18 protein-coding genes are annotated in these 22,320 nt (G+C 73.4%); 8 read left to right on the top strand and 10 right to left on the bottom strand.

Going from position 1 to position 22,320, the window contains the following annotated elements:
- Positions 1-54: 54 nt before the first annotated feature.
- The gene (locus AB0N04_RS29080; protein ID WP_360212940.1) at positions 55-1,461 is read right to left on the bottom strand and encodes a CCA tRNA nucleotidyltransferase; all 1,407 of its coding nucleotides are present in this window, start codon (positions 1,459-1,461) and stop codon (positions 55-57) included.
- 370 nt (positions 1,462-1,831) lie between these two features.
- On the opposite strand from AB0N04_RS29080, the gene AB0N04_RS29075 reads away from it, so the two are divergent.
- From AB0N04_RS29075 to trxA, 7 genes are all read left to right on the top strand, one after another.
- Complete coding sequence (locus AB0N04_RS29075; protein WP_360212842.1) at positions 1,832-4,348, top strand: DUF6049 family protein; 2,517 nt, start codon at positions 1,832-1,834, stop codon at positions 4,346-4,348.
- A gap of 57 nt (positions 4,349-4,405) precedes the next feature.
- Positions 4,406-6,871 carry a murein biosynthesis integral membrane protein MurJ gene (murJ, locus tag AB0N04_RS29070; protein ID WP_360212844.1) on the top strand — a complete coding sequence of 822 codons (2,466 nt, stop codon included), beginning with the start codon at positions 4,406-4,408 and terminating at the stop codon, positions 6,869-6,871.
- Between the two features lie 305 nt (positions 6,872-7,176).
- Complete coding sequence (locus tag AB0N04_RS29065) at positions 7,177-9,150, top strand: serine/threonine protein kinase (RefSeq protein WP_360212846.1); 1,974 nt, start codon at positions 7,177-7,179, stop codon at positions 9,148-9,150.
- 46 nt (positions 9,151-9,196) lie between these two features.
- Positions 9,197-9,916, top strand: coding sequence for an RNA polymerase sigma factor SigM (sigM, locus tag AB0N04_RS29060; protein WP_360212848.1), 720 nt, complete (start codon positions 9,197-9,199; stop codon positions 9,914-9,916).
- Positions 9,913-10,866, top strand: coding sequence for a hypothetical protein (locus AB0N04_RS29055; protein WP_360212850.1), 954 nt, complete (start codon positions 9,913-9,915; stop codon positions 10,864-10,866). The genes sigM and AB0N04_RS29055 overlap by 4 nt, the downstream gene beginning before the upstream one ends.
- 250 nt (positions 10,867-11,116) lie before the next feature.
- Complete coding sequence (trxB, locus tag AB0N04_RS29050) at positions 11,117-12,082, top strand: thioredoxin-disulfide reductase (protein ID WP_360212852.1); 966 nt, start codon at positions 11,117-11,119, stop codon at positions 12,080-12,082.
- 136 nt (positions 12,083-12,218) lie between these two features.
- Positions 12,219-12,545, top strand: a complete 327-nt coding sequence (gene trxA, locus AB0N04_RS29045) for a thioredoxin (RefSeq protein ID WP_360212854.1) — start codon at positions 12,219-12,221, stop codon at positions 12,543-12,545.
- A gap of 134 nt (positions 12,546-12,679) precedes the next feature.
- On the opposite strand, the gene AB0N04_RS29040 is transcribed toward trxA, so the two are convergent.
- The 9 genes from AB0N04_RS29040 to rpmH all read right to left on the bottom strand — a co-directional run bounded on the left by AB0N04_RS29040 (position 12,680) and on the right by rpmH (position 19,485).
- Entirely contained in the window at positions 12,680-13,297 is a 618-nt protein-coding gene (locus tag AB0N04_RS29040) for a GNAT family N-acetyltransferase (protein ID WP_360212856.1), read from the bottom strand.
- A 126-nt stretch (positions 13,298-13,423) separates the two neighbouring features.
- Entirely contained in the window at positions 13,424-14,506 is a 1,083-nt protein-coding gene (locus AB0N04_RS29035; RefSeq protein WP_360212858.1) for a ParB/RepB/Spo0J family partition protein, read from the bottom strand.
- Positions 14,503-15,477 (bottom strand): ParA family protein, encoded by a 975-nt coding sequence (locus AB0N04_RS29030; protein ID WP_360212860.1) that lies wholly within the window; start codon positions 15,475-15,477, stop codon positions 14,503-14,505. The genes AB0N04_RS29035 and AB0N04_RS29030 overlap by 4 nt, the downstream gene beginning before the upstream one ends.
- Before the next feature lie 278 nt (positions 15,478-15,755).
- Entirely contained in the window at positions 15,756-16,589 is an 834-nt protein-coding gene (gene rsmG / locus AB0N04_RS29025) for a 16S rRNA (guanine(527)-N(7))-methyltransferase RsmG (protein WP_360212862.1), read from the bottom strand.
- Positions 16,590-16,765: 176 nt separating this feature from the next.
- On the bottom strand, positions 16,766-17,296 hold the full coding sequence (locus AB0N04_RS29020) for a R3H domain-containing nucleic acid-binding protein (protein WP_360212864.1): 531 nt from the start codon (positions 17,294-17,296) through the stop codon (positions 16,766-16,768).
- Between the two features lie 67 nt (positions 17,297-17,363).
- Entirely contained in the window at positions 17,364-18,536 is a 1,173-nt protein-coding gene (yidC, locus tag AB0N04_RS29015; protein WP_360212866.1) for a membrane protein insertase YidC, read from the bottom strand.
- Complete coding sequence (gene yidD, locus AB0N04_RS29010) at positions 18,533-18,904, bottom strand: membrane protein insertion efficiency factor YidD (RefSeq protein WP_360212868.1); 372 nt, start codon at positions 18,902-18,904, stop codon at positions 18,533-18,535. Before yidD ends, yidC begins: the two co-directional genes overlap by 4 nt.
- A complete protein-coding gene (gene rnpA, locus AB0N04_RS29005) occupies positions 18,901-19,329 on the bottom strand; it encodes a ribonuclease P protein component (protein WP_360212870.1) in 429 nt (142 codons plus the stop codon). Before rnpA ends, yidD begins: the two co-directional genes overlap by 4 nt.
- A gap of 18 nt (positions 19,330-19,347) precedes the next feature.
- Positions 19,348-19,485: a 50S ribosomal protein L34 gene (gene rpmH / locus AB0N04_RS29000; RefSeq protein ID WP_030059672.1), complete on the bottom strand. Its 138-nt coding sequence runs from the start codon at positions 19,483-19,485 to the stop codon at positions 19,348-19,350.
- A 462-nt stretch (positions 19,486-19,947) separates the two neighbouring features.
- Between rpmH and dnaA the strand changes: the two genes are divergently transcribed.
- Positions 19,948-21,810: a chromosomal replication initiator protein DnaA gene (dnaA, locus tag AB0N04_RS28995; RefSeq protein ID WP_360212872.1), complete on the top strand. Its 1,863-nt coding sequence runs from the start codon at positions 19,948-19,950 to the stop codon at positions 21,808-21,810.
- The last annotated feature ends 510 nt before the right edge of the window (positions 21,811-22,320 follow it).

Genomic DNA, 22,320 nt, shown 5'->3' with positions numbered 1-22,320 from the left:
CCCGCCCGGAGGGGGCGGCTCCGGCCGAGGCCGGGGCCGCCCCCTCCGGCGTGCTCAGCCCTGCTGCGCCGCCCACCAGGCGCGCAGCGCGGCGACCGCCTCGTCGTGCTCCATCGGGCCGTGCTCCAGCCGGAGCTCGAGCATGTGCTTGTAGGCCCTGCCGACCTGCGGCCCGGGCTTGAGGTCGAGCAGCTCCATGATCTGGTTGCCGTCCAGCGCCGGGCGGACGGCGTCCAGCTCCTCCCGCGCCTTGAGCTCGGTGATCCGCTCCTCCAGGCCGTCGTAGGTGCGCGACAGCGCCGCCGCCTTCTTGCGGTTGCGGGTGGTGCAGTCGGAGCGGGTGAGCTTGTGCAGGCGCTCCAGGAGCGGGCCGGCGTCGGTGACGTAGCGGCGCACCGCGGAGTCCGTCCACTCGCCGCCGCCGTAGCCGTGGAAGCGCAGGTGCAGCTCGACCAGGCGCGAGACGTCCTCGGTGAGCTCCTTGGAGTACTTGAGCTCGCGCATCCGCTTGCGGGTCATCTTCGCGCCGACCACCTCGTGGTGGTGGAAGGAGACCCGGCCGTCCGACTCGAACCGGCGGGTGCGCGGCTTGCCGATGTCGTGCAGCAGCGCGGCCAGCCGCAGGGTGAGGTCCGGGCCCTCCTGCTCCAGGTCGACGGCCTGCTCCAGGACGGTCAGCGAGTGCTCGTAGACGTCCTTGTGCCGGTGGTGCTCGTCGCGCTCCAGCCGCAGCGCGGGCAGCTCGGGCAGCACGTGGTCGGCCAGGCCGGTGTCGACCAGCAGCCGCAGGCCCTTGACCGGGTGCTCGGCGAGCAGCAGCTTGTTCAGCTCGGCCTGGACCCGCTCGGCGGAGACGATGGCGATCCGCTCGGCCATCGCGGTCATCGCCGCGACGACCTCGGGGGCCGGGTCGAAGTCGAGCTGGGCGGCGAACCGGGCCGCGCGCATCATCCGCAGCGGGTCGTCGGAGAAGGACTCCTCGGGGGTGGCGGGGGTGCGCAGCACCCGGGCCTCCAGGTCCTCCAGGCCGTGGTGCGGGTCCACGAAGCCGCGGCCGGGCAGGTCGACCGCCATCGCGTTGACCGTGAAGTCCCGGCGGACCAGGTCCTCCTCGATGGTGTCGCCGTAGGTGACCTCGGGCTTGCGGGACGTCCGGTCGTACGCCTCGCAGCGGTAGGTGGTGATCTCGATCAGGAAGGAGCCCTGGGGGGTGTCCTTGCGGGCGCCCACGGTGCCGAAGGCGATGCCGACGTCCCAGACCGCGTCCGCCCAGCCTCTGACCAGCTTCAGCACCTGCTCCGGGCGGGCGTCCGTGGTGAAGTCCAGGTCGTTGCCGAGCCGGCCGAGCAGGGCGTCCCGCACCGAGCCGCCGACCAGGGCCAGCCGGTGACCGGCCGCCTGGAACCGGCGGGCGATCTCGTCGGCGACCGGCGACACCCGCAGCAGCTCTTGCAGCCCCATCGTCTGGGCCTCGCTCAGGCCTGGGACGGCCTGCACGGCGGTGCTGGAACGGTCGGTGCGCGCGGTGGACTCATTGGCAGTGGACACGGCTCACAAGGGTACGTGCCCCGGAAGGTCAACCGCCCGCGCGTTTTGGGCGTCTCACCCCAAGGCCCGCAACACTGCATCCCGGGCTGCATCGTTACCATGCCGGTGGACGGGTTCGGGCACCGGACTGGGGATGCGGTGTCGCGTGCCACCGCGACCGGCGGAGCGTAGCGCCGGAACCGGTCGGGCATCCGCGGCACCAACGCGGCGACGAGCGTCAGGCGAAGAGCGTCATGCGAACAGCATCAGCAGCGAGCGATCGAGAACGGCGAGGGCGGAACGAGTGAGTGAGCCGGCACGGCACTCGGGCCTGGGGGCGCACCGACAGTCTGGACGGGCCGACGACCCCGCCGGGGGGCGCGGGCCCGGGACGCGCGCGCGCCGCGCGGCCCGTCGGCTCGCCGCCGCCTGCGGGGCCGCCCTGACCCTGTTCGCGGCGGCCGCCCCGGCCACCGCGCTGCCCGCGGGCGGCAACGTCCGGCCGGCCGCGGACAGCGGCGTCTCGGCCGAGTCCCCGGTGGTGATGACCATCGAGTCGATGACGCCGCAGGTGGCCGCCCCGAACGGCGTGGTCACCATCACCGGGCACGTCACCAACGCCGGCAAGGCGGCGCTCAAGGACGCCCACGCGGCCGTCCGCAAACCCAACTCGGGCAAGCCGCTGCAGCGGCGCAACGACCTGTCCCTGGTGGCCGGCCGGACCGTCCCGACCGGTCAGGACGGCGTGGAGCTGGACAGCCCGCAGTTCGCCCTGCCCCCGCTCGGCCCCGGTCAGAGCCAGCCGTACACCCTGGGCGTCGCGGTGAACGAGCTCGGGATGTCCGAGAGCGGCGTCTACGAGCTCGCGGTGGACGCCTGGGGCGCCACCGCGGACAACCCGCGCGAGCGCGCCCTGGGCATCGCCCGGACCTTCCTGCCGTACAACCCGGGCGGGGCCGCCGAGGCCCAGCCGACCAGGGTCACCACGCTCTGGCCGCTGGTGCACGCGCCCGTCCTGGCCGCGCAGACCTACGCCGAGAACGACCAGACCGTCCCGGTGCTGCGGGACGACAGCCTGGCCGCCGAGTTCGCCCCGGGCGGCCGGCTCTACGAGCTGGTGGACACCGGCGCCAAGCTGAACGGGCTGACCTGGGTGGTCGACCCGGACCTGCTGGACACCGCCTTCGCGATGACCAAGCCGTACCGGGTGCAGAAGCCGGGCGCCGACGGCAAGCCCGCCAAGGAGGACAACACCTTCCTCGGCACCGGCTCCGCCGCCGCCACGGCCTGGCTGGACAAGCTGCGGGCGGCCGTCGCCAAGCAGGGCTCCCAGGTGGTGTCGCTGCCGTACGCCGACCCGGACCTCGCCTCGATCGCGCACAACGGCGCGGACCTGGCCGGCATGGGCACCGCCCTGGGCAAGGCGGCGACCGCCGGCCGGCTGACCGTCGAGGGCCGGCTGTCCGTGGACACCCGCTCGGACGTGGCCTGGCCGTACCAGGGCTACCTGGACCAGCAGATCGCCGGCGTCGCCCAGCAGTCCGGCAGCGGCCTGGTCCTGGTCAACGGCGCGAGCATGCCGGAGCCGGACTCGATGACCTACACGCCGTCCGCGGTGCGGCCGATCGGCAACGGGCAGAACGCGGTGGTCGCCGACGAGACGGTCTCCGGGCTGTTCCAGGGCGACCTCGGCACCCCGCAGGCGCAGACCCTGGCCGTCCAGCGCTTCCTCGCCGAGACCTACACGATCACCCACGAGCAGCCGCAGAACCAGCGCGGACTGCTGGTGATGCCGCCGCGCGACCTGACCGTGAACACCGCCAAGGCGCTGGCGAGCGCCCTGTCCGCGGCGTCCGACAAGTGGCTGGCGCCGGTCAAGCTGGACACCCTGGCCCAGGGCCCGGCGGACCAGAAGGCCACCACGGCCGTGCCCCCCGCCACCGACTACCCGACCCGGGCCCGTGCCTCGGAACTCCCCGCCGCAGCCCTGACCAGCACCGACGGGATCCAGCACAACCTGGACATGCTGATGCGGGTGCTCACCCTGCCGCAGCGGGTGCGCGGCCCCTTCAGCGCCGCGATGGTCCGCTCGCTGTCCACCGAGTGGCGCGCCGAGGCACCGTCCGGGGCGGCCTACCGCGCCGGCGTCGCCGTGTACCTGAACGAACTGATCGAGGCCGTCCGGGTGCCGCAGAAGAGCGCGGTCACCCTCTCCGGCGACACCGGCCTGCTGCAGGTCAGCGTCCGCAACGACCTCACCCAGCCTGTCACCAACCTCAAGCTGGTGCTCACCTCCACCCAGCCGAACCGGCTGAAGGTGAAGACCGAGGAGCAGCTGGTCATCCCCGCCTCGGCCAGCATCACCCTCCGCTTCCAGGCCGAGGCCCACAACAACGGGCCGGTCACCATGACCGCCCAGCTGTGGACCACCGGCCCCAACGCGGAGAAGTACGGCGACGAGCAGAACTTCCGGGTCGAGGTCACCTCGGTGACCAACGGGGTGCTCTACGTCTTCGCGGGCGCCGCCGTCCTGCTGCTGCTGGCCGCGCTGCGCTTCGTCCGCCAGCGCAAGCGGCGCGCCGGGCAGCCGCACGCCGACGGCGACCAGCCGGTGGAGGGCCCGGCGGCCGACGCCGCCCGGGAGCCGGCCGGGGACGGGACCGCGGACGACGCCGCCGACGGTACCGGCGCCGGAGCCGGGGGCCGCCCGGAGGACGCCGCCGACCAGGACACCACCGGCGACGGACGGGCGCGGACACCGCGCGGCAGCAGCGCGGATGGCCGGGATCGGGCCGCCAGTGATGAGAAGGTTGGTCCTTGATACCGCCGACCCCCCGCAACGCCGGGCCGGCCTCCCCCACGACAGCGAAGAGGTGACATGACCGGGCGCAGCGAGGAGCGGCCCCCGGGCCGCGGTGAGAGCCGGCCGGGTGCCGAGTCGCCGTCCGGCGACTGGTACGTGGCCGACACCTACGCCCAGGACCCGTACGCGGCCGACGCGTACGGCAACCCGCAGGACGGTCCTGACCCGTACGGCCTGCGGGCCGACCGGCCCGCCGCACCGCAGCCGCAGGCCACCGCGTACGACGTTCCGCCGCAGCTGCCGCCGCAGGGCGGCGGCTACCCGACGCCGGTGGCGCCGGCGCCGTTCACGGCCCCCGTGCCGCCCGTGCAGCCCGGCTGGGACACCCCGGCGCAGCCCGCCTGGCAGGAGCCGCACGCCCCGGCCGGCGGCGACCGCTGGGGTGCCGCCGAGCAGCCCCGGCCGCAGTGGGAGCCCGGTCCCGCGCACTCGGCCTGGGACAGCGAGACCACCGAGTACGTCGGCGTGGACGCGCTGTTCGGCGCGCCCCAGGCGCAGGCGGCCGCCCAGCCGCCGGCGCCCCAGCCCGCCCCGGCCCCGCCGGCGGCCCCGTCGGCCGGCCACGTGCCGCCCTTCGGCACGCCGCCGACCGCCCCCGCGCCGTACCCGCCGGCGGGCGGCTACCCGGGGCAGCAGCCGCCGCACGGCGGACCGGACGGTCACCGCCCCTTCGTGCCCCCGATCGAGTTCGACCCGCCGCTCTCCGAGGAGGAGGCCACCATGCAAGTGGCCGCCGTCGCGGTGCCGCCGGCGGTGGAGCCGCTGGCGGACATCGTCGCCGAGGAGCACGCCGCGCAGCAGGCGCAGACGACCGCTCCCGCCCCGGCGGCCGGCGGCGGCAAGGTCGCCAACCTGCTCAACTCCAGCGCGATCATGGCGGCGGGCACGCTGGTCTCCCGCGGCACCGGCTTCGTCCGCACCATGGTGATCACCGCGGCCATCGGCGTCGTCACGATGGGTGACTCGTACAACGCCGCGAACACCCTGCCGACCCTGCTGTACATCCTGATCGGCGGCGGCGCGCTGAACGCGGTCTTCGTGCCGCAGCTGGTGCGCAGCATGAAGAACGACGAGGACGGCGGCACCGCCTACGCCAACCGGCTGCTCACCCTGGTGATGGTCGGACTCGGCGGCGTGGCCTTCCTGGCCGTGCTCGGGGCGCCCCTCCTGGTGCAGCTGATCGCGCACCCGATGATGGAGAACGCGGCCCGCGCCGACACCACGGTGGCGCTGGCCCGGTACTGCCTGCCCACGATCTTCTTCATGGGCGTCCACGTCGTGATGGGCCAGATCCTGAACGCCCGCGGCCGGTTCGGCGCGATGATGTGGACCCCGGTCCTCAACAACGTCGTGGTGATCTTCACCTTCGGCGCCTACATCTGGGTGTACGGCGGCTTCGGCGGCACCCAGGTGACCCCCGAGACGATCTCCCCCGAGGGCGTCCGGCTGCTCGGCCTCGGCACCCTGCTCGGCCTCGTCGTCCAGTCCCTGGCGATGATCCCGTACCTGCGGGCCGCCGAGTTCCGCTTCCGGCCCCGCTTCGACTGGCGCGGCCACGGCCTGGGCAAGGCCGCCCGGCTGGCCAAGTGGACCTTCTTCTTCGTGCTCGCCAACCAGGCCGGCTACCTGGTGATCACCCAGCTGGCCACCGCCGCCGGAAGCGCCGCGGAGAAGAGCGGCCACGGCGGTGTCGGCCTCTCGGCCTTCTCCAACGCCCTGCTGATCTGGCAGCTCCCGCAGGCCGTCATCACCGTCTCGATCATGAGCGCGGTGCTCCCGCGGCTCTCCCGGGCGGCGGCCGACGAGGACGCCGGCGCCGTCCGCGACGACCTGTCGTACGGGCTGCGCACCACCGCGGTGGCGGTCGTCCCGGGCGCCTTCCTGTTCCTGTCGCTCGGCCCGGCGATCGGCCGCACGATCTACGCGGTCGGCGGCAGCACGACGGCCCTGGACGACGCGACCAACGTCGGCCTGATGCTCTCGGCCTTCGCGCTCGGGCTGATCCCGTACTCGGCCCAGTACGTGATGCTGCGCGGCTTCTACGCCTACGAGGACACCCGGACGCCGTTCTCCAACACCGTCTGGGTGGCGGTCTGCCAGGCCGGCTTCTCGCTCGTCTGCTGGTTCGCCCTGCCCGCCCAGTGGACCGTGATCGGCATGGCCTTCGGCTACGGCCTGGCCTACGCGGTCGGCGTCACGGTCGCGCTGCCGAAGCTGAAGAAGAAGATCGGCGGCCTGGACACCAAGCGGATCGGCAAGACCTACAGCCGGCTGGCCGCCGCCTGCGTGCCGGCCGCGGTGATCGGCCTCGGCGTCAGCCTGGCGGTGCAGCGGGTGCTCGGCGGCTGGTCGGGCAGCGTGCTCTCGGTGCTGCTGGCCGGCGGTCTCCAGATGGTGGTTTTTGTGTTCATCGCGAAACGCCTGCGGATCGAGGAACTCAACGCCATGCTCGGCATGGTCCGCGGCCGACTGGGCCGCTGACCGTCGCACCAACCGGCCGGACGAGCGGGCGCCCTGACCGGGCGTCAACCGGGGGCACCGCCCCCGCCGCCCGTCCGGCCGCCGTCGGTCCGCCCTCCGCACCCCGCCCCACCGGGCCCGCGAGATGGCGGCCCGGTGTCGGATCTGCACCACATCTCTCCACCATCGTGCAACCGAGCGGACCCCTCAGAGGTCGTACTCGGTGGAGAAGAGTGGGCACAATTGTCCTGGAGCACGGGGCCCCCAACCCGCGGGCTCCAGCGACTCTCTCAGGCCGGGGCGACACAAGGGGAGGCAGGACCACGGTGGCTGATGGCACCAAGGCGGTCGTCGACACGTCAGCAGCTGACGCGGCGGCGGACGAGGCCGCACTGGCCGCGGCGATCGACCGGCTCGCGGGCGGGAAGACCGCCCCGGCGGGCGCCGCCGACGCCCCCTCCCCGGACTCCCCCGCGGGCACCGACCGGGAGGCCGGCGACACGGCCCCGGACGACGCCCCGGACGACTCGGACGACGGGCCGGACAGCCCGGCCGCCCCCGCCGGGGAGGAGACCTCGGAGATCACCGCTCCGCTCTCCGTCCGGGAGATCGCCGCCGAACTGGCCGCCGGCACCCCCCGGAGCAAGCCCGCCCCCGCCGAACCGGCCGCCGCCCGGCGCCGCCCCACCGACCCGCAGCCCACCGTCGACCCGCGCGACACCGCCACCCTCCCCCGCACCCTCCCCGCGCCGCTGCGGCACAGCGGCGACATGATCGGCCACCGGTACCGGCTGGAGGAGTGCATCTCCCAGACCGAGACCTTCAGCAGCTGGCGCGCCGTCGACGAGAAGCTGCGCCGCGCCGTCGGCGTCCACCTGATGGCCTCCGGGCACCAGCGGGCGCGCAAGGTGCTGGCCGCCGCCAAGTCCGCGGCCCTGCTGGGCGACCCGCGCTTCGTGCAGGTCCTGGACGCCGTCCAGGAGGGCGAGCTGGTCTACGTCGTGCGGGAGTGGCTGCCGCACGCCTCCGACCTGGCCAAGCTGCTCGCCGACGGCCCGATGGAGCCGCACGAGGCGTACCAGATGGTCCGCCAGGTCACCGACGCCGTCGCGGCCGCCCACCGGCGCGGCCAGGCCCACCTGCGGCTCACCCCGCGCTGCGTGCTGCGCACCGACAGCGGCCAGTACCGGATCAACGGCATCGCCGTGGACGCCGCGCTGCGCGGGCTCCCCGCCGACGACGACACCGACGACGCCCAGCGCGCCGACACCCGTGCGATCGGCGCGCTGCTGTTCGCCGCGCTCACCCACCGCTGGCCCTACCCCGAGGACCGCTACGACCTCCAGGGGCTCCCCAAGGGCCTCCAGAACGTCGCGCCGGACCAGGTCCGGGCCGGCGTCCACAAGGGCCTGTCCGAGCTCGCCGCCAGGGCCCTGTTCGACCACCCGCCGCACCACGCCGCGCCGATCACCACCCCGGAGGAGCTGGCCCGGGCGATCTCGCTGATGCCCCGGATCCGTCAGCCCGAGCCGGAGCTGCCCGCCTACCCGGCCCCGCCCCGGCACAACACCCACTCCCTGCCCACCGCGCCCAACCCCTCCCGGGTCGCCGACCCGGCGGTCGCCCCGCTGCCGCCCTCCTCCCGGCCGACCGCCGCCCGCCGCACCCGGCGGCGGCTGCGCCGGGTGGTCAAGGCCACCGCCTGGACGGTCGCGCTGGGCGCCATCGGCCTCGCCTCGTGGCAGTTCGTCGACGCCATGCGCAACAACAACGGCGCCGTGGCCTCCCCGCTGCCCACCGCCAGCAGCGCCGCGCCGACGGCCCAGAAGGCGACGCACGCACCGACGCCGATCCCCGTCAAGGAAGCGATCTCCTACAACCCCCGGGGCGACTCCCCGGAGTCGACCTACCTGCTGCCGAAGGCCTTCGACGGCGACCCGACCACGGCCTGGTCGACCAAGCAGTACTTCGACCCCTTCGGTCCCAAGCCCCCGCTCAAGGACGGCACCGGCCTGCTCATCGACCTGGGCTCGCAGCAGTCGGTCAGCTCGGTGAGCGTCCAGTTCGTCGGCACCACCACGGCCGAGCTCCGGATCCCCGGTGCCCAGGCCGCCGCCAACCCGACCGGGGCCCAGCCCGAGGCCTTCACGGTGCTCGACAAGCAGTCCGGCACCACGGCCGACTTCACCCTGGGCAACCCGGCGAACACGCGTTATCTCTTGATCTGGCTGACCAGTCTGCCGAAGGATACGGAAGGCAAGTGGCGCGGGCAGATCGCCGAGGTCAAGGTCTTCGGCTGACCGCACGCCCGCGCAGCGCGACGACGGCAGGGGGCAAGGGGTGACAGTGGCGGACGACGACGCGGCGCTGCTCGCCCGGCACGTCGCCGGGGACCGGGAGGCCTTCGGCCTCCTGGTGAACCGCCACCGGGACCGCCTCTGGGCGGTCGCACTGCGCACCCTAGGCGACCGCGAGGAGGCCGCCGACGCCCTCCAGGACGCCCTGGTCTCCGCCTTCCGCGCCGCCCCCGGCTTCCAGGGGCGCTCGGCCGTCACCACCTGGCTGCACCGGATCGTGGTCAACGCCTGCCTGGACCGGGCCCGGCGCAGCGCCACCCGGCGCACCACCCCGCTCGACGAGGACCCGCAGCGCCTGGACACCCTGGTCGGCGCCTCGGAGCCGGCCGACTCGCCGGTGGTCCGGGCCGAGGTGCACCGCGAGGTGACCGCGGCGCTCGCCGAACTGCCCGCCGAGCAGCGGGCCGCGCTGGTCCTGGTCGACATGCAGGGCTACCCGGTGGCCGAGGCCGCCGAGCTGCTGGGCGTCCCGGTGGGCACTGTGAAGAGCCGCTGCGCGCGCGGCCGGGCCCGGCTGCTCCCGCTCGTCCGCCACCTGCGGGAGAACGCGGGCGGGCCGGACGTTTCACGTGAAACACCGGACGGTCCGAGCTCGGCCCCGCCACCCCGGCGCGGCGCCCCGGGGAACCCGACGGGCCCCCGCACCGTCACAGGGACAGGCCCCGGCACCGGCCGGACGATTCTGGAAGGGGACGCGAGCACGCGATGACGGCCCACCTCTCCTCCTCCGGGCCCGCCGGAGCCCACCCCGAGATCGACGAGCTCGCCGACCTCGCGGAAGGACTGGTCGAGTCCGCCGACGTCGCCGAGGCCCTGCAGCGGCACCTGGACGGCTGCGCCGAGTGCCGCGGGACGGTCGAGGCGCTGGGCGAGGTCCAGGCGCTGCTGGGTGCCGTCGAGGCCCCGCCGATGCCCGCCGACGTCGCCGCCCGGCTGGACGCCGCGCTGGCCGCCGCCGCCGACCCGGCACGGACAGCCCGGCCGGACGCCCACCGAGCCACCCCGGCGGCCCCTCCCGCGACGCCCCCCGCGGCACCGTCCGCCACGCCGTCCGCCACGCCATCCGCCGCGGCCCGGCCGGCGCCGCCCGCCCGGTCCGCCGCGCCCACCGGCCCGGGCCGGCCCCGGACCCGGCGCCGGCGGCGGGCCCGCCTGCTGCTCGGCGCGGCCGCCGCACTGGCCGCGATCGGCCTGGGCGCAGCCCTGTTGCTGCCCTCCGACCGGGCCGACCGGGGCCCGAGCGTCACCGCCGCGGGCCCCGCGACGACCGCCGCCCCGCAGAGCCCCCGCAGCGGCCACGCCGCGAGCGCCGGGCCGGTCTACCGGGAGGACCAGCTCGCCGCACAGGTCCAGCAGCTGCTGGCCGGCTCCGGCAGCGCCCCCGGCCTGCTCCCGAGCGGGCCGGGCAAGCCCTCCGCCGAGCTGCCCGCCGAGGGGCAGCAGGAGCTCCCCGCCCAGGGCTCCGGCTCCGCCTCCCCGTCCGGCTGCCCGGCCCCCGCGGCGGGCACCCCGCTGGCCACCGACCACGGCAGCTACGCGGGCGCCCCGGTGGATCTCCTGGTCTACCCGTCACCCGGTCGGCCCGGCTTCGCCGACGTCTACCTGCGCTCCCCCGACTGCGGCCCGGTCGTCCTGCAGCGCACCGTCCCGATCCGCTGACCCCGCTCCGCCCCGCTGCCACCGCGCCCGGTCACGGCCCCGGTCACGGCGCCTGCCCGCCCCGGCCCGGCAGCTGCCCGGCGGTTCCCATGCGATCGACGACCGGGGCGGCACGCCGCTCCCACAGTGCGGGCACCTGGTACTGATCCGCCTGGGAATGCGAGACACTGGTCAGTCGTTGTCCCGGGCGGCGGAGCAGGACCGCCCTCCCCGCACCTAGCGCGGGTCGCGATGCGAACCAGGAGATGCAGTGAGCGACGTCCGTAACGTGATCATCATCGGTTCCGGCCCGGCCGGCTACACGGCCGCGCTCTACACGGCCCGGGCCTCCCTCAAGCCGCTGGTCTTCGAGGGCGCCGTCACCGCCGGCGGCGCGCTGATGAACACCACCGAGGTCGAGAACTTCCCGGGCTTCCGGGACGGCATCATGGGCCCCGAGCTGATGGACAACATGCGGGCGCAGGCCGAGCGCTTCGGCGCCGAGCTGATCCCGGACGACATCGTCGCCGTCGACCTCACCGGTGACGTCAAGACCGTCACCGACTCCGAGGGCAACGTCCACAAGGCGCGCGCCGTGATCGTCACCACCGGCTCCCAGCACCGCAAGCTGGACCTGCCGAACGAGGACCGGCTCTCCGGGCGCGGCGTCTCCTGGTGCGCCACCTGCGACGGCTTCTTCTTCCGCGACCAGGACATCGCGGTGGTCGGCGGCGGCGACACCGCCCTGGAGGAGGCGACCTTCCTCTCCCGCTTCGCCAAGAGCGTCACGATCATCCACCGCCGGGACACCCTGCGCGCCTCCAAGGCGATGCAGGAGCGCGCCTTCGCCGACGAGAAGATCCGCTTCGAGTGGGACAGCGCGGTCGAGGCCATCCACGGCGACCCGAAGCTGACCGGCGTCACCCTGCGCGACACCACCACGGGCGAGACCCGCGAGCTGCCAGTCACCGGCCTGTTCATCGCGATCGGCCACGACCCGCGCACCGAGCTCTTCAAGGGCCAGCTGGACCTCGACGCCGAGGGCTACCTCAAGGTCGAGGCCCCCTCCACCCGGACCAACGTCCCGGGCGTCTTCGGCGCCGGCGACGTCGTGGACCACACCTACCGCCAGGCCATCACGGCCTCCGGCACCGGATGCTCCGCCGCCCTGGACGCCGAGCGCTACCTCGCCGCGCTGGACGACCTGGAGGCCAAGGCCGCCGCCGTCGCGGTCTGACCCCCTCGCCACCGACCGATCCCCCCGCGGGGGTGTTCCACGTGGAACACCCCCGCCCCGCCGGGCGGAAACAGAACGGGCCCACCCGTTGTTGACCCGGCAGCAGCCCCCCTCCGTCCGAACCCGAGGAGTTCCCGTGGCCGGCGCCACCACCACCGTCACCGACGCGACGTTCAAGGCCGACGTCCTGGACAGCGACAAGCCCGTCCTGGTCGACTTCTGGGCCACCTGGTGCGGCCCGTGCCGCCAGGTCGCCCCGATCCTCGACGAGATCGCGGCCGAGCACGGCGACAAGCTGACCATCGCCAAGCTGGACGTGGACGCCAACCAGGCGACCGCCGCCCAGTACGGCGTGATCTCGATCCCGACCCTGATCCTCTACAAGGGCGGCGAGCCGGTGAAGTCCATCACCGGTGCCCGTCCGAAGGCCGCGCTGCTGCGCGAGCTGGACGGCCTCATCTAGGTCCACCGGTCGACAACCGCACGACGGCGGGGCTCCCCGAGTGGGGAGCCCCGCCGTCGTCATTCCGGCCCCGCCGCTGTCGTACCGGCCCGTCCCGGCTCCGCCCCCGGGCCCGGTGAGGGCCCCGGGCGGCGTCAGAACGGTCGCAGTGCCGGCTCCTTGCGCGCTCCCCCGAGCAGGCGCTCCAGCGCCCCCTCCACGTCGCCCCTCCAGGAGACCGTGGAGCGCGCCTCCAGCCGCAGCCGCGGGTAGCGGTGGTGCGGCCGGACGGTCTTGAAGCCGACCGCGAGCAGGTGGTCGGCCGGCAACACGCAGCTGACCGGATCGGGCCCGGCCGAGCCGAAGGCCTCGATCGCCCGCACCCCGCGGCCCAGCAGGTCCTTGGCCACCGTCTGCACCAGCACCCGGCCGAGCCCCTGCCGCTGGTACCCCGGCAGCACCCGGCTGACCATCAGCTGAACGGCGTCCGGTGACACCGGACTGGTCGGGAAGGACTGCGACCGCGGGACGTAGGCGGGCGGCGCGTAGAGCACGAAGCCGGCCGGCTGGTCGTCCACGTAGACGATCCGGCCGCAGGACCCCCACTCCAGCAGGACCGCGGAGATCCAGCCCTCCTTCTCCGGCTCCGGCTTTCCGGACTCCACCGCCGCCCGCCCGCTGACCGGGTCCAGCTCCCAGAACACGCAGGAGCGGCAGGTGGTCGGCAGGTCGGCGAGGTTGTCCAGCGTCAGCGGAGCGATCCGGCGTCCCATGCCCCGCACCTCCTCCTCCACGTCACGGGTCGAGCATGCCTCCGGAAACGCCGACGGGTGCGTGTTTCACGTGAAACGGCGCTCACGTGGGACACGCACCCATCGGGTTTCCGTCCTCGGCCCGGCTCAGCCCTGCGACAGCCGCAGACCGTCCTCGCCCGGGGCCAGGCTGTCCAGGATCCGGTTGAGGTCGTCCACCGAACCGAACTCCAGCACCACCTTGCCCTTGCCCAGCTTCCCGCCGCGCTGCGACACCTCGACCTTCACCCGGGTCTCGAAGCGGTCCGAGAGCCGGCTCGCGAGGTCGTTGAAGGCCGGCGAGAGGATCCTGCCCGCCTTCGGCGCCTGGCGCTTCGGCTTCTCCTCCTGGGCCATCATCCGGACGATCTCCTCGGTGGTCCGCACCGAGAGTCCCTCCGCGTTGATCCGCTTGGCCAGCTCCTCCTGCCGCTCGCGGTCCGGCACGCCGAGCAGCGCCCGGGCGTGCCCGGCCGTCAGCACCCCGGCGGCGACCCGGCTCTGCACGGCCGGCGGGAGCTTCAGCAGCCGCAGCGTGTTGGAGACGTGGACCCGCGAGCGGCCGATCCGGTCGGCCAGCTCGTCGTGGGTGCAGGAGAAGTCCCGCAGCAGCTGGTCGTAGGCCGCGGCCTCCTCCAGCGGGTTCAGCTCGGCCCGGTGCAGGTTCTCCAGCAGGGCGTCCAGCAGCAGCTTGTCGTCCTCGGTGGCCCGGACGATCGCCGGGATCCGCTCCAGGCCCGCCTCCCGGGAGGCCCGCCAGCGGCGCTCGCCCATGATGAGCTCGAAGCGCTCGGCACCGACCTGGCGCACCACGACCGGCTGCAGCAGGCCGACCTCCCTGATGGAGGCGACCAGCTCGGCGAGCTTGTCCTCGTCGAAGACCTCGCGCGGCTGACGCGGGTTCGGACGGATCGCGTCCAGCGGCAGCTCGGCGAAGCGCGCCCCGGCGACCTCGGCCAGCTCGGCCTCACGGTCGGCCTGCTCCCGCAGGCTCTCCGCGGCGGCCTTGGCCGCCACCGTGCCCCGACCGGTCGGCAGCACCGGCACCGCGACCGGCGACACCGTGCCGGTGGCCGCCACCGGGGCCGGTACGGGCGCGGCCTCCACGGGCTGTGCCGTCCCGTTCGCCGCCGGCGTGACGGCCGGGATCAGCGCCCCGAGCCCCCGTCCCAGACCCCTGCGCGCACTCACCGATGACCCTCCGTCGTACCGTGCTGTGCCACCGGGGCTCCGTGCCCCGGCTGGCCGTCCCGCTGCTGGCCCACCAGTGTGCCGCCTCCGGCGCTCACCGCGCGCAGCGCGAGTTCGCGCGCCGCCTCCAGGTAGGAGAGCGCCCCGGTCGAGCCCGGGTCGTAGGTGAGCACGGTCTGACCGTAGCTGGGCGCCTCGGAGATGCGCACCGAGCGCGGGATCGCCGTGCTCAGCACCTCCTGCTGGAAGTGGGTCCGGACCTCCTCGGCGACCTGGGCGGCCAGCCTCGTCCGGGCGTCGTACATGGTGAGCAGGATGGTCGAGACGTGCAGCGCCGGGTTGAGGTGGGCGCGCACCAGCTCGACGTTGCGCAGCAGCTGCCCCAGGCCCTCCAGCGCGTAGTACTCGCACTGGATCGGGATCAGCACCTCCTGGCCGGCCACCAGGGCGTTCACGGTCAGCAGGCCCAGCGAGGGCGGGCAGTCGATCAGGATGTAGTCGAGCGGCTGCTCGTAGGCGGCGATGGCGCGCTGCAGCCTGCTCTCCCGGGCCACCAGGGAGACCAGCTCGATCTCGGCGCCGGCCAGGTCGATGGTCGCGGGGACGCAGAACAGTCCCTCCACGTCCACCACCGGCTGGACCACGTCGGCCAGCGGCTTGCCCTCGACCAGGACGTCGTAGATGGACGGCACCTCGGCGTGGTGGTCGATGCCGAGGGCGGTGGAGGCGTTGCCCTGCGGGTCGAGGTCGACGACCAGGACGCGCAGTCCGTGCATGGCGAGCGAGGCGGCCATGTTGACGGTGGTGGTGGTCTTGCCCACCCCGCCCTTCTGGTTCGCGACCACGATCACCCGGGTGGCGGCGGGGCGGGGCAGGCCCTCACCCGCTCGGCCGATCGCCTGGACCGCAGCCTGGGCAGCCCGCGCGATGGGCGTGTCGTCGATCTGGTCGACGGTCTCCGAGTCCTGCATGGGGGTCAGTGTTTCACGTGAAACCGGAGCGGCAACAGTCGCCGCCCGGAAGAGGCCGAGGCCGCGGCGAAGCCGCAGATCGAGACTGTCGGATAGCAAGGATCGACGTTTCACGTGAAACACCATGCCCGCTATGTCGGAAATCTGACGTTGCGACACTCCGATGTCCTGCCGTCGACCCGCCGTCCCCCGCACGGTCACCGGAACACCGACGGGCGGGCGCTCCCCCCTCCGGGGAAGTGCCCGCCCGTCGGCGGAGGTGCCGGGGCCCGGCCGGCTCAGCGGCCGCGGCGCCGCCCGCTCCGGCCGCGCTCGCCCGTCCGGGCCGCGCCCGCGGTCCGCCCGGCCCGGGCCGCCTTGGCCCGCCGGGTGGCGGCCTTCACCCCGCCGGGGCTCTCCCCCGCCTTGACCTGGACCACCCGGGTGGAGGTCTCCAGGGTGCCCTCGCCGACGGCGATGACGCTCCACTCGACCGCGCCCAGCTTGGTCAGCCCGGCCCGCGAGTCGGCCAGCTCCTGCTCCGCGCTGTCGCCCTTGAGCGCCAGCATCTGCCCGTGCGGACGCAGCAGCGGCAGCCCCCAGCCGGCCAGCCGGTCCAGCGGCGCCACGGCCCGGGCGGTCACCACGTCCACCGCGAGCTTGCCGACCATCTCCTCGGCGCGGCCGCGCAGCACGGTGACGTTCTCCAGGCCCAGCTCCCGGACGACCTCCTCCAGGAAGGTGGTCCGGCGCAGCAGCGGCTCCAGCAGCGTGACCGAGACGTCCGGCCGGGCCAGTGCCACCGGGATGCCCGGCAGGCCGGCGCCGGAGCCGACGTCGCAGAGGGTGGAGCCGGGCGGCAGCAGCTCGGCGAGCACCGCGCAGTTCAGGACGTGCCGGTCCCAGAGCCGGGGCACCTCGCGCGGCCCGATCAGCCCGCGGCGCACGCCCGCGGTCGCCAGCAGCTCCGTGTAGCGGACCGCGGCGTCGTAGCGGTCGCCGAAGACCTCCCGCGCGACGGCGGGCGCCTCGGCCAGCTCGGGCACGTCCGCCGCCCCGGCGTCCGGGCCCGTGGCGGCCGGATCCACGTCAGCCGCCCCCGGCCGGCCGTCGGCCGCGTTCTCCGTGTCCATCTCGACCTCTCCGATCCCCGGATCCACCGACCCGCTCTCCACACCGTTTCACGTGAAACATCTCGCGCCGGGCCCGGGCCCCGCGAAGGGACGACGACCCCGCCCGCACGAGGCGGACGGGGTCGCGTCCGGTGAACCCACCGGCCGCCTCGGCGGCCGGTCGTCGTGCCGCCGGCTCAGGCCGGGAGCACGACCACGCACCGCTGGGGCTCCTCGCCCTCGGACTCGCTGCGCAGACCCGCCGCCGCGACCGCGTCGTGGACGACCTTGCGCTCGAACGGCGTCATCGGCCGCAGCTTGACCTGCTCGCCCGTGCTCTTCGCCTGCTCGGCGGCCTGAGCGCCGATCGTGGCCAGCTCGGACCGCTTGCGGGCCCGGAAGCCGGCAATGTCCAGCATGAGGCGGCTGCGCTCGCCGGTCTCCCGGTGGACAGCCAACCGGGTCAGCTCCTGCAGCGCCTCCAGCACCTCGCCGTCCTGGCCGACCAGGCGCTGCAGCGCGCGGTCGTTGCCGTCACCGACGATGGAGACCAGGGCACGGTCGCCCTCGACGTCCATGTCGATGTCACCGTCGAGGTCGGCGATGTCGAGCAGACCCTCCAGGTAGTCCGCCGCGATGTCGCCCTCCTGCTCCAGTCGGGCGATGAGGTTCTCGTCGGCGCTGGCGGCGGCCTCGGCCTCGACGGCGGAGGTGGTGCCTTCCGTCACTGATGGACTCCTTCGGAGATGGGCCCGGGTAGGTGGGCCGGGGACGAAGCTCTGCGTGCGGTCCGGGTCAGGACTTCTTCTTCGGCCGCTGGCCGCCACCGCGCTTCGGCTGCTGCCGGGCGCCCTGCTGGCGGCCGGCTGCCGGCTTGGCACCGCCGGACTTGGCCGTGCCCTGCTGGGCGGGCGCCGGCTCGGCGGCCGCGTCGGCCGGAACGGCGTCCGCGGGCTCCTCGGCCGGGGTGTCCTTGGTCAGGTCGGCGGCCGGCTGGTGGCCGCCCTGCTGGCGCTGCGCCTTGGTCTGCTTGCGGGGCTGCTGGCGGCGGGCCTGGGCGGACTCCTCCACCACCGCGGCCGCGGCCGAGGCGGCGCTGACGGCGGCCTTCGACGGGGGCAGCATGCCCCAGAGCGCGCCCTTGATCTCCGTGCCGTCCGGGTTGAGCCGGCCGGCCTTCTTCAGCCGCTCCTGGCGCTCGGCCCACGCCTTGCTGCCCGGGGTCGGGTTGTTGTGGATGACGATCAGCTGCTGGCCCATGGACCAGACGTTGGTGGTCAGCCAGTAGACCAGGACACCGACGGGGAAGTTGATGCCCATCACGGCGAACATGATCGGGAAGACGTACATCAGCATCTTCTGCTGCTGCATGAACGGCGTCTTCACCGTGAGGTCGACGTTCTTGGTCATCAGCTGGCGCTGGGTGATGAACTGCGACAGCGACATCAGGATGATCATCACCGCGGTGACGATCTTGACGCTGGTCTCCGTGCTGCCCAGGAAGGTCGCGGACAGCGGGGCGCCGAAGATGTGCGCCTTGCCGGCGCTCACCAGCAGGTCGCCGTGGATGACGCCGATCGGCTCGTTCTTCGCGACCTTGGCGAGCACACCGTAGAGGGCGGTGAAGAACGGCGCCTGGACGATGATGGGAAGGCAGCTGGAGAACGGGTTGGTACCCGCCTCCTTGTACAGCTTCATCATCTCTTCGGACTGGCGCTGCCGGTCGTTCTTGTAGCGCTCCTGGATGGCCTTCATCTTCGGCTGGATCGCCTGCATGGCCCGGGTCGCCTTGATCTGCTTCACGAAGAGCGGGATCAGGCAGATCCGGATGACGACCACCATCGAGGCGATGGCCAGACCCCAGGCCCAGCCACCGTCCGGGTCGAAGATGTGGCTGTACAGCGAGTGGAACTGGACGATGATCCAGGACACCGCTGTGTACAGGGGATTCAGGAAGGAGAAGGTCACCGGTCAGGCTCCTTGGACATGTGGATTGGCCCCTCGGGGCCAATGGTCGCCGGGCCCTCGGGGTCCGGACCGGCGGGGGTGGTGGTCACCGGCTGTCCGGTGGCGGACCGGCTGTTCAGCCAGTCTCGCAGCCGCCGGTGCCACACCGGATGCCTGCGCGGCGGGACGTGATCGACCCCACCGGGCGTCCACGGATTGCAACGCAGGATGCGCCAGGCGGTCAGACCGCCGCCCTTGACCGCCCCGTGCACCTTCACGGCCTCGTAGCCGTAGTGCGAGCAGGAGGGGTAGTAACGGCAGACCGGACCGAGCAGTGGGCTGATGGTCCACTGGTAGACCCTGATCAGACCCATCAGCAGGTACTTCATCGCCCTGCTCCCGTCGGCGCCGTCATGGCGGGCTCCGCCTTCAGCAACCGCTTCAGCGCCGCGTCCAGGTCACGTTCGAGGTCCTGGTACGAGGCGGTCGCGGCCTGGGGCAGCGCACGCACCACTATCAGGCTACCGGCGGGCAGCCTGATGAGACGATCACGAACGAGGTGCCGCAGCCGGCGCTTGACCAGGTTGCGGACGACCGCCGGGCCGACGGCCTTGCTCACGACGAAACCCGCACGCGCCGAAGGAGTCCCCTCGGCGACGTGCGGGCGGGAGTCGCTGGTCCGGTCGACCTGCCCCTTGGGGTCACCGTCTCTGCTGAGATGGACGACCAGAAGGGGCCGGCCGGCCCGGCGACCGCGTTTCACTGCGGTCGCGAAGTCCTGGCGCCGCCGCAGCCGATTCTCGGAGGGCAGCACAACAGACTCTGGTGCGGATCAGGCGGACAGGCTGGCGCGGCCCTTGCCACGGCGGGCGGCCAGGATGGCGCGGCCGGCGCGGGTACGCATACGCAGCCGGAAGCCGTGGGTCTTCGCGCGACGACGGTTGTTCGGCTGGAAGGTGCGCTTGCTCACTCGGGGGCTCCTGAGGTGAATCGTAGGATGACGGGGAATCGCTTGGCCGTCACCGTGCGTCCGCGTGATCTCCCCTGATTCGGAAATCCGGCCCCATCACCCCAGTTCGGCTGGGGTTCGGGGCAATCCACGGCGCCCGTGCTGCGCGCCTTATGGAGCGGGTGGACCCGCGGACATGCGGCAGCGGCCATCGACAACTCGACCTGGTTACGGTACGCGGGACGGGGCACGGGGGTCAAACCGGCCCCCGGGGCGCGGCCCGCTCCGACGCACCCCCGCCCCCCTTTGCCCACAGCCTGTGGACAACGACTTGATCCGGCTCTGTTCGCTGACTACCGTTGCAGGACTTGTCTGGTTTGTTCTTCCTGGGGTCGGTCCGCCGGAGACGGGCCCGCCGATCCACTGTCTCCTGATCCACCACCCCCCTGCTGGAGCCGCGGGGAACCGAGAAAGCGTGCACCAGTGGCTGATGTCAACAGCGACCTCGTCCCGGTCTGGGCGAGGGTCGTCGAGCGGCTGGTCAGCGACCCTGACGTCGGGGAGATGGACAAGCAGTGGGTGCAGCGCACCCAGCCGATGTGGATGATGCACGACACCGCCCTGCTGGCGACCCCGAACGAGCGGGCCAAGCAGGTGCTGGAGGGCCGGCTGCTGCCGCAGCTCACCGAGGCCCTCAGCCGCGAGCTCAGCCGTCCGGTCCGGATCGCCGTGATGGTCGACGCCAACGCCGTGCCAACCACCCCCGCGCCGCCCGCCCAGGCCCCGGCCGAGCCGTACCCCGGCCCGTCCGCGGAGGACGAGGACGACGGCGGCTACGACGGCCAGGGCTACCAGCAGCCCTACGAGCAGGACTACGAGCGGCCCCGCTACGACACCGGCGGCTACGAGCAGCGCCCCGCGCCCTACGGCGGCCCGGGCCCCGGCCCGGCCTGGTCCGGCTACCCCGAGCAGGGCGGCTACCAGGAGCAGGGCGGCGGCTACCCCGAGCACGGGTACCAGGAGCAGCCGCCCGGTTACCGCCAGCCCGAGGAGCCGGCGGGCCGGCCCGCACCCCGCCCGCTGCCCGGCCCGCCCGCGACCACCCAGGGCGACCTGTTCGGCGGCGCCTACGGCCCCGGCCCGAACGAGCAGCCCCGGGCCGGCGCCGGTCGCCGGGGCCCGGGGGCCCGCCCGGCCGGCGGCCGCCCCGCGGAGAAGTCCGCGCCGGAGCGCGCCACCGAGCGCCCCGCCGTCCCCGGCGTGCCCGCCCCGCCCGGCGCTCCCCCGGCCGGCGGCTCGCGCAAGGACGAGCCGGCCGCCCGGCTGAACCCCAAGTACCTCTTCGACACCTTCGTGATCGGCGCGAGCAACCGCTTCGCGCACGCCGCGGCGGTGGCCGTCGCCGAGGCCCCGGCCAAGGCGTACAACCCGCTCTTCATCTACGGCGAGTCCGGGCTGGGCAAGACCCACCTGCTGCACGCCATCGGGCACTACTCGCGCAGCCTCTTCCCGGGGACCCGGGTGCGCTACGTGTCCTCGGAGGAGTTCACCAACGAGTTCATCAACTCGATCCGGGACGGCAAGGCGGACACCTTCCGCCGCCGCTACCGGGACATGGACATCCTGCTGGTGGACGACGTCCAGTTCCTGGCGAGCAAGGAGTCCACGCAGGAGGAGTTCTTCCACACCTTCAACACCCTGCACAACGCGAACAAGCAGATCGTCCTCTCCTCGGACCGGCCGCCCAAGCTGCTGACCACGCTGGAGGACCGGCTGCGCAACCGCTTCGAGTGGGGTCTGATCACCGACGTCACCCCGCCGGAGCTGGAGACCCGGATCGCGATCCTGCGCAAGAAGGCGATCCAGGAGCAACTCAACGCGCCGGCCGACGTGTTGGAGTTCATCGCGTCCCGGATCACCCGCAACATCCGGGAGTTGGAGGGCGCCCTGATCCGGGTCACCGCCTTCGCCAACCTCAACCGGGCGCCGGTGGACCTGGAGTTGGCCGGGATCGTCCTCAAGGACCTGATCCCGGGCGGGGACGAGGACGCCGGGCCGGAGATCACCGCGCAGGTCATCATGCAGCAGACCGCCGCGTACTTCGGACTCGGCGTGGACGACCTCTGCGGTTCCTCGCGCAGCCGGGTGCTGGTGACCGCGCGGCAGATCGCGATGTACCTGTGCCGGGAGCTGACCGACCTCTCGCTGCCGAAGATCGGTGCCCAGTTCGGCGGGCGCGACCACACCACGGTGATGCACGCCGACCGCAAGATCCGCTCGCTGATGGCCGAGCGCCGGTCGATCTACAACCAGGTCACCGAGCTGACCAACCGCATCAAGAGCTAGCCGGGGCCGGCCGCCGGCCACCCCCGGGAAAGGGCGTCAGGAGCGATCCTGACGCCCTTTCCGCATATCCACAGGTGTGCGCCGGGCACCGGCTGGGCAGGGTTGTCCACGACGGACGCTCCACCAGTCCACAGCCAGCCCCGAACATCTGACCGGTGATTCGAAAACCGGGGCCGCGCAGGGCAGTTGTCCACAGGGTGGGAGCCGTCCCCGTGGTCCACAGGCCGGGGAGTCCGGAGTTATCCAGAATTCGTCCACAGCTCCGTCACCGCTACGCTCTTCCGCGCAGGTCAGGTGCCTGTGGACTTGTGCACAACGGTTATCCACAGGGTGTGGACAATTGACGGGCCGCCAGTGGGCCGTTCGGGTTATCCACCGGTTGTCCCCAGGGGCACCCCGGTTATCCCCAGGTTGTCCACAGCGCGGTCCACAGTTCGACAACCGTGGGGCTCCGTTCATACCCTGGTGTGAAAGGCGTCACGTGAAGTTGACCGAGGCCCGTGGATAACC

This window comes from Kitasatospora sp. NPDC051702 (genome assembly GCF_040681575.1).
Lineage (GTDB): Bacteria > Actinomycetota > Actinomycetes > Streptomycetales > Streptomycetaceae > Kitasatospora.
Note: the sequence above shows the minus strand (reverse complement) of the source record. Positions and strands in the feature narration are given on the sequence as shown.

Coding starts and splice junctions, on each gene's coding strand:
- AB0N04_RS29080 (WP_360212940.1), bottom strand. CDS start 1,461: ATGGGGCTGCAAGAGCTGCTGCGGGTGTCGCCGGTCGCCGACGAGATC.
- murJ (WP_360212844.1), top strand. CDS start 4,406: ATGACCGGGCGCAGCGAGGAGCGGCCCCCGGGCCGCGGTGAGAGCCGG.
- AB0N04_RS29055 (WP_360212850.1), top strand. CDS start 9,913: ATGACGGCCCACCTCTCCTCCTCCGGGCCCGCCGGAGCCCACCCCGAG.
- AB0N04_RS29040 (WP_360212856.1), bottom strand. CDS start 13,297: ATGGGACGCCGGATCGCTCCGCTGACGCTGGACAACCTCGCCGACCTG.
- AB0N04_RS29030 (WP_360212860.1), bottom strand. CDS start 15,477: ATGCAGGACTCGGAGACCGTCGACCAGATCGACGACACGCCCATCGCG.
- rsmG (WP_360212862.1), bottom strand. CDS start 16,589: ATGGACACGGAGAACGCGGCCGACGGCCGGCCGGGGGCGGCTGACGTG.
- yidD (WP_360212868.1), bottom strand. CDS start 18,904: ATGAAGTACCTGCTGATGGGTCTGATCAGGGTCTACCAGTGGACCATC.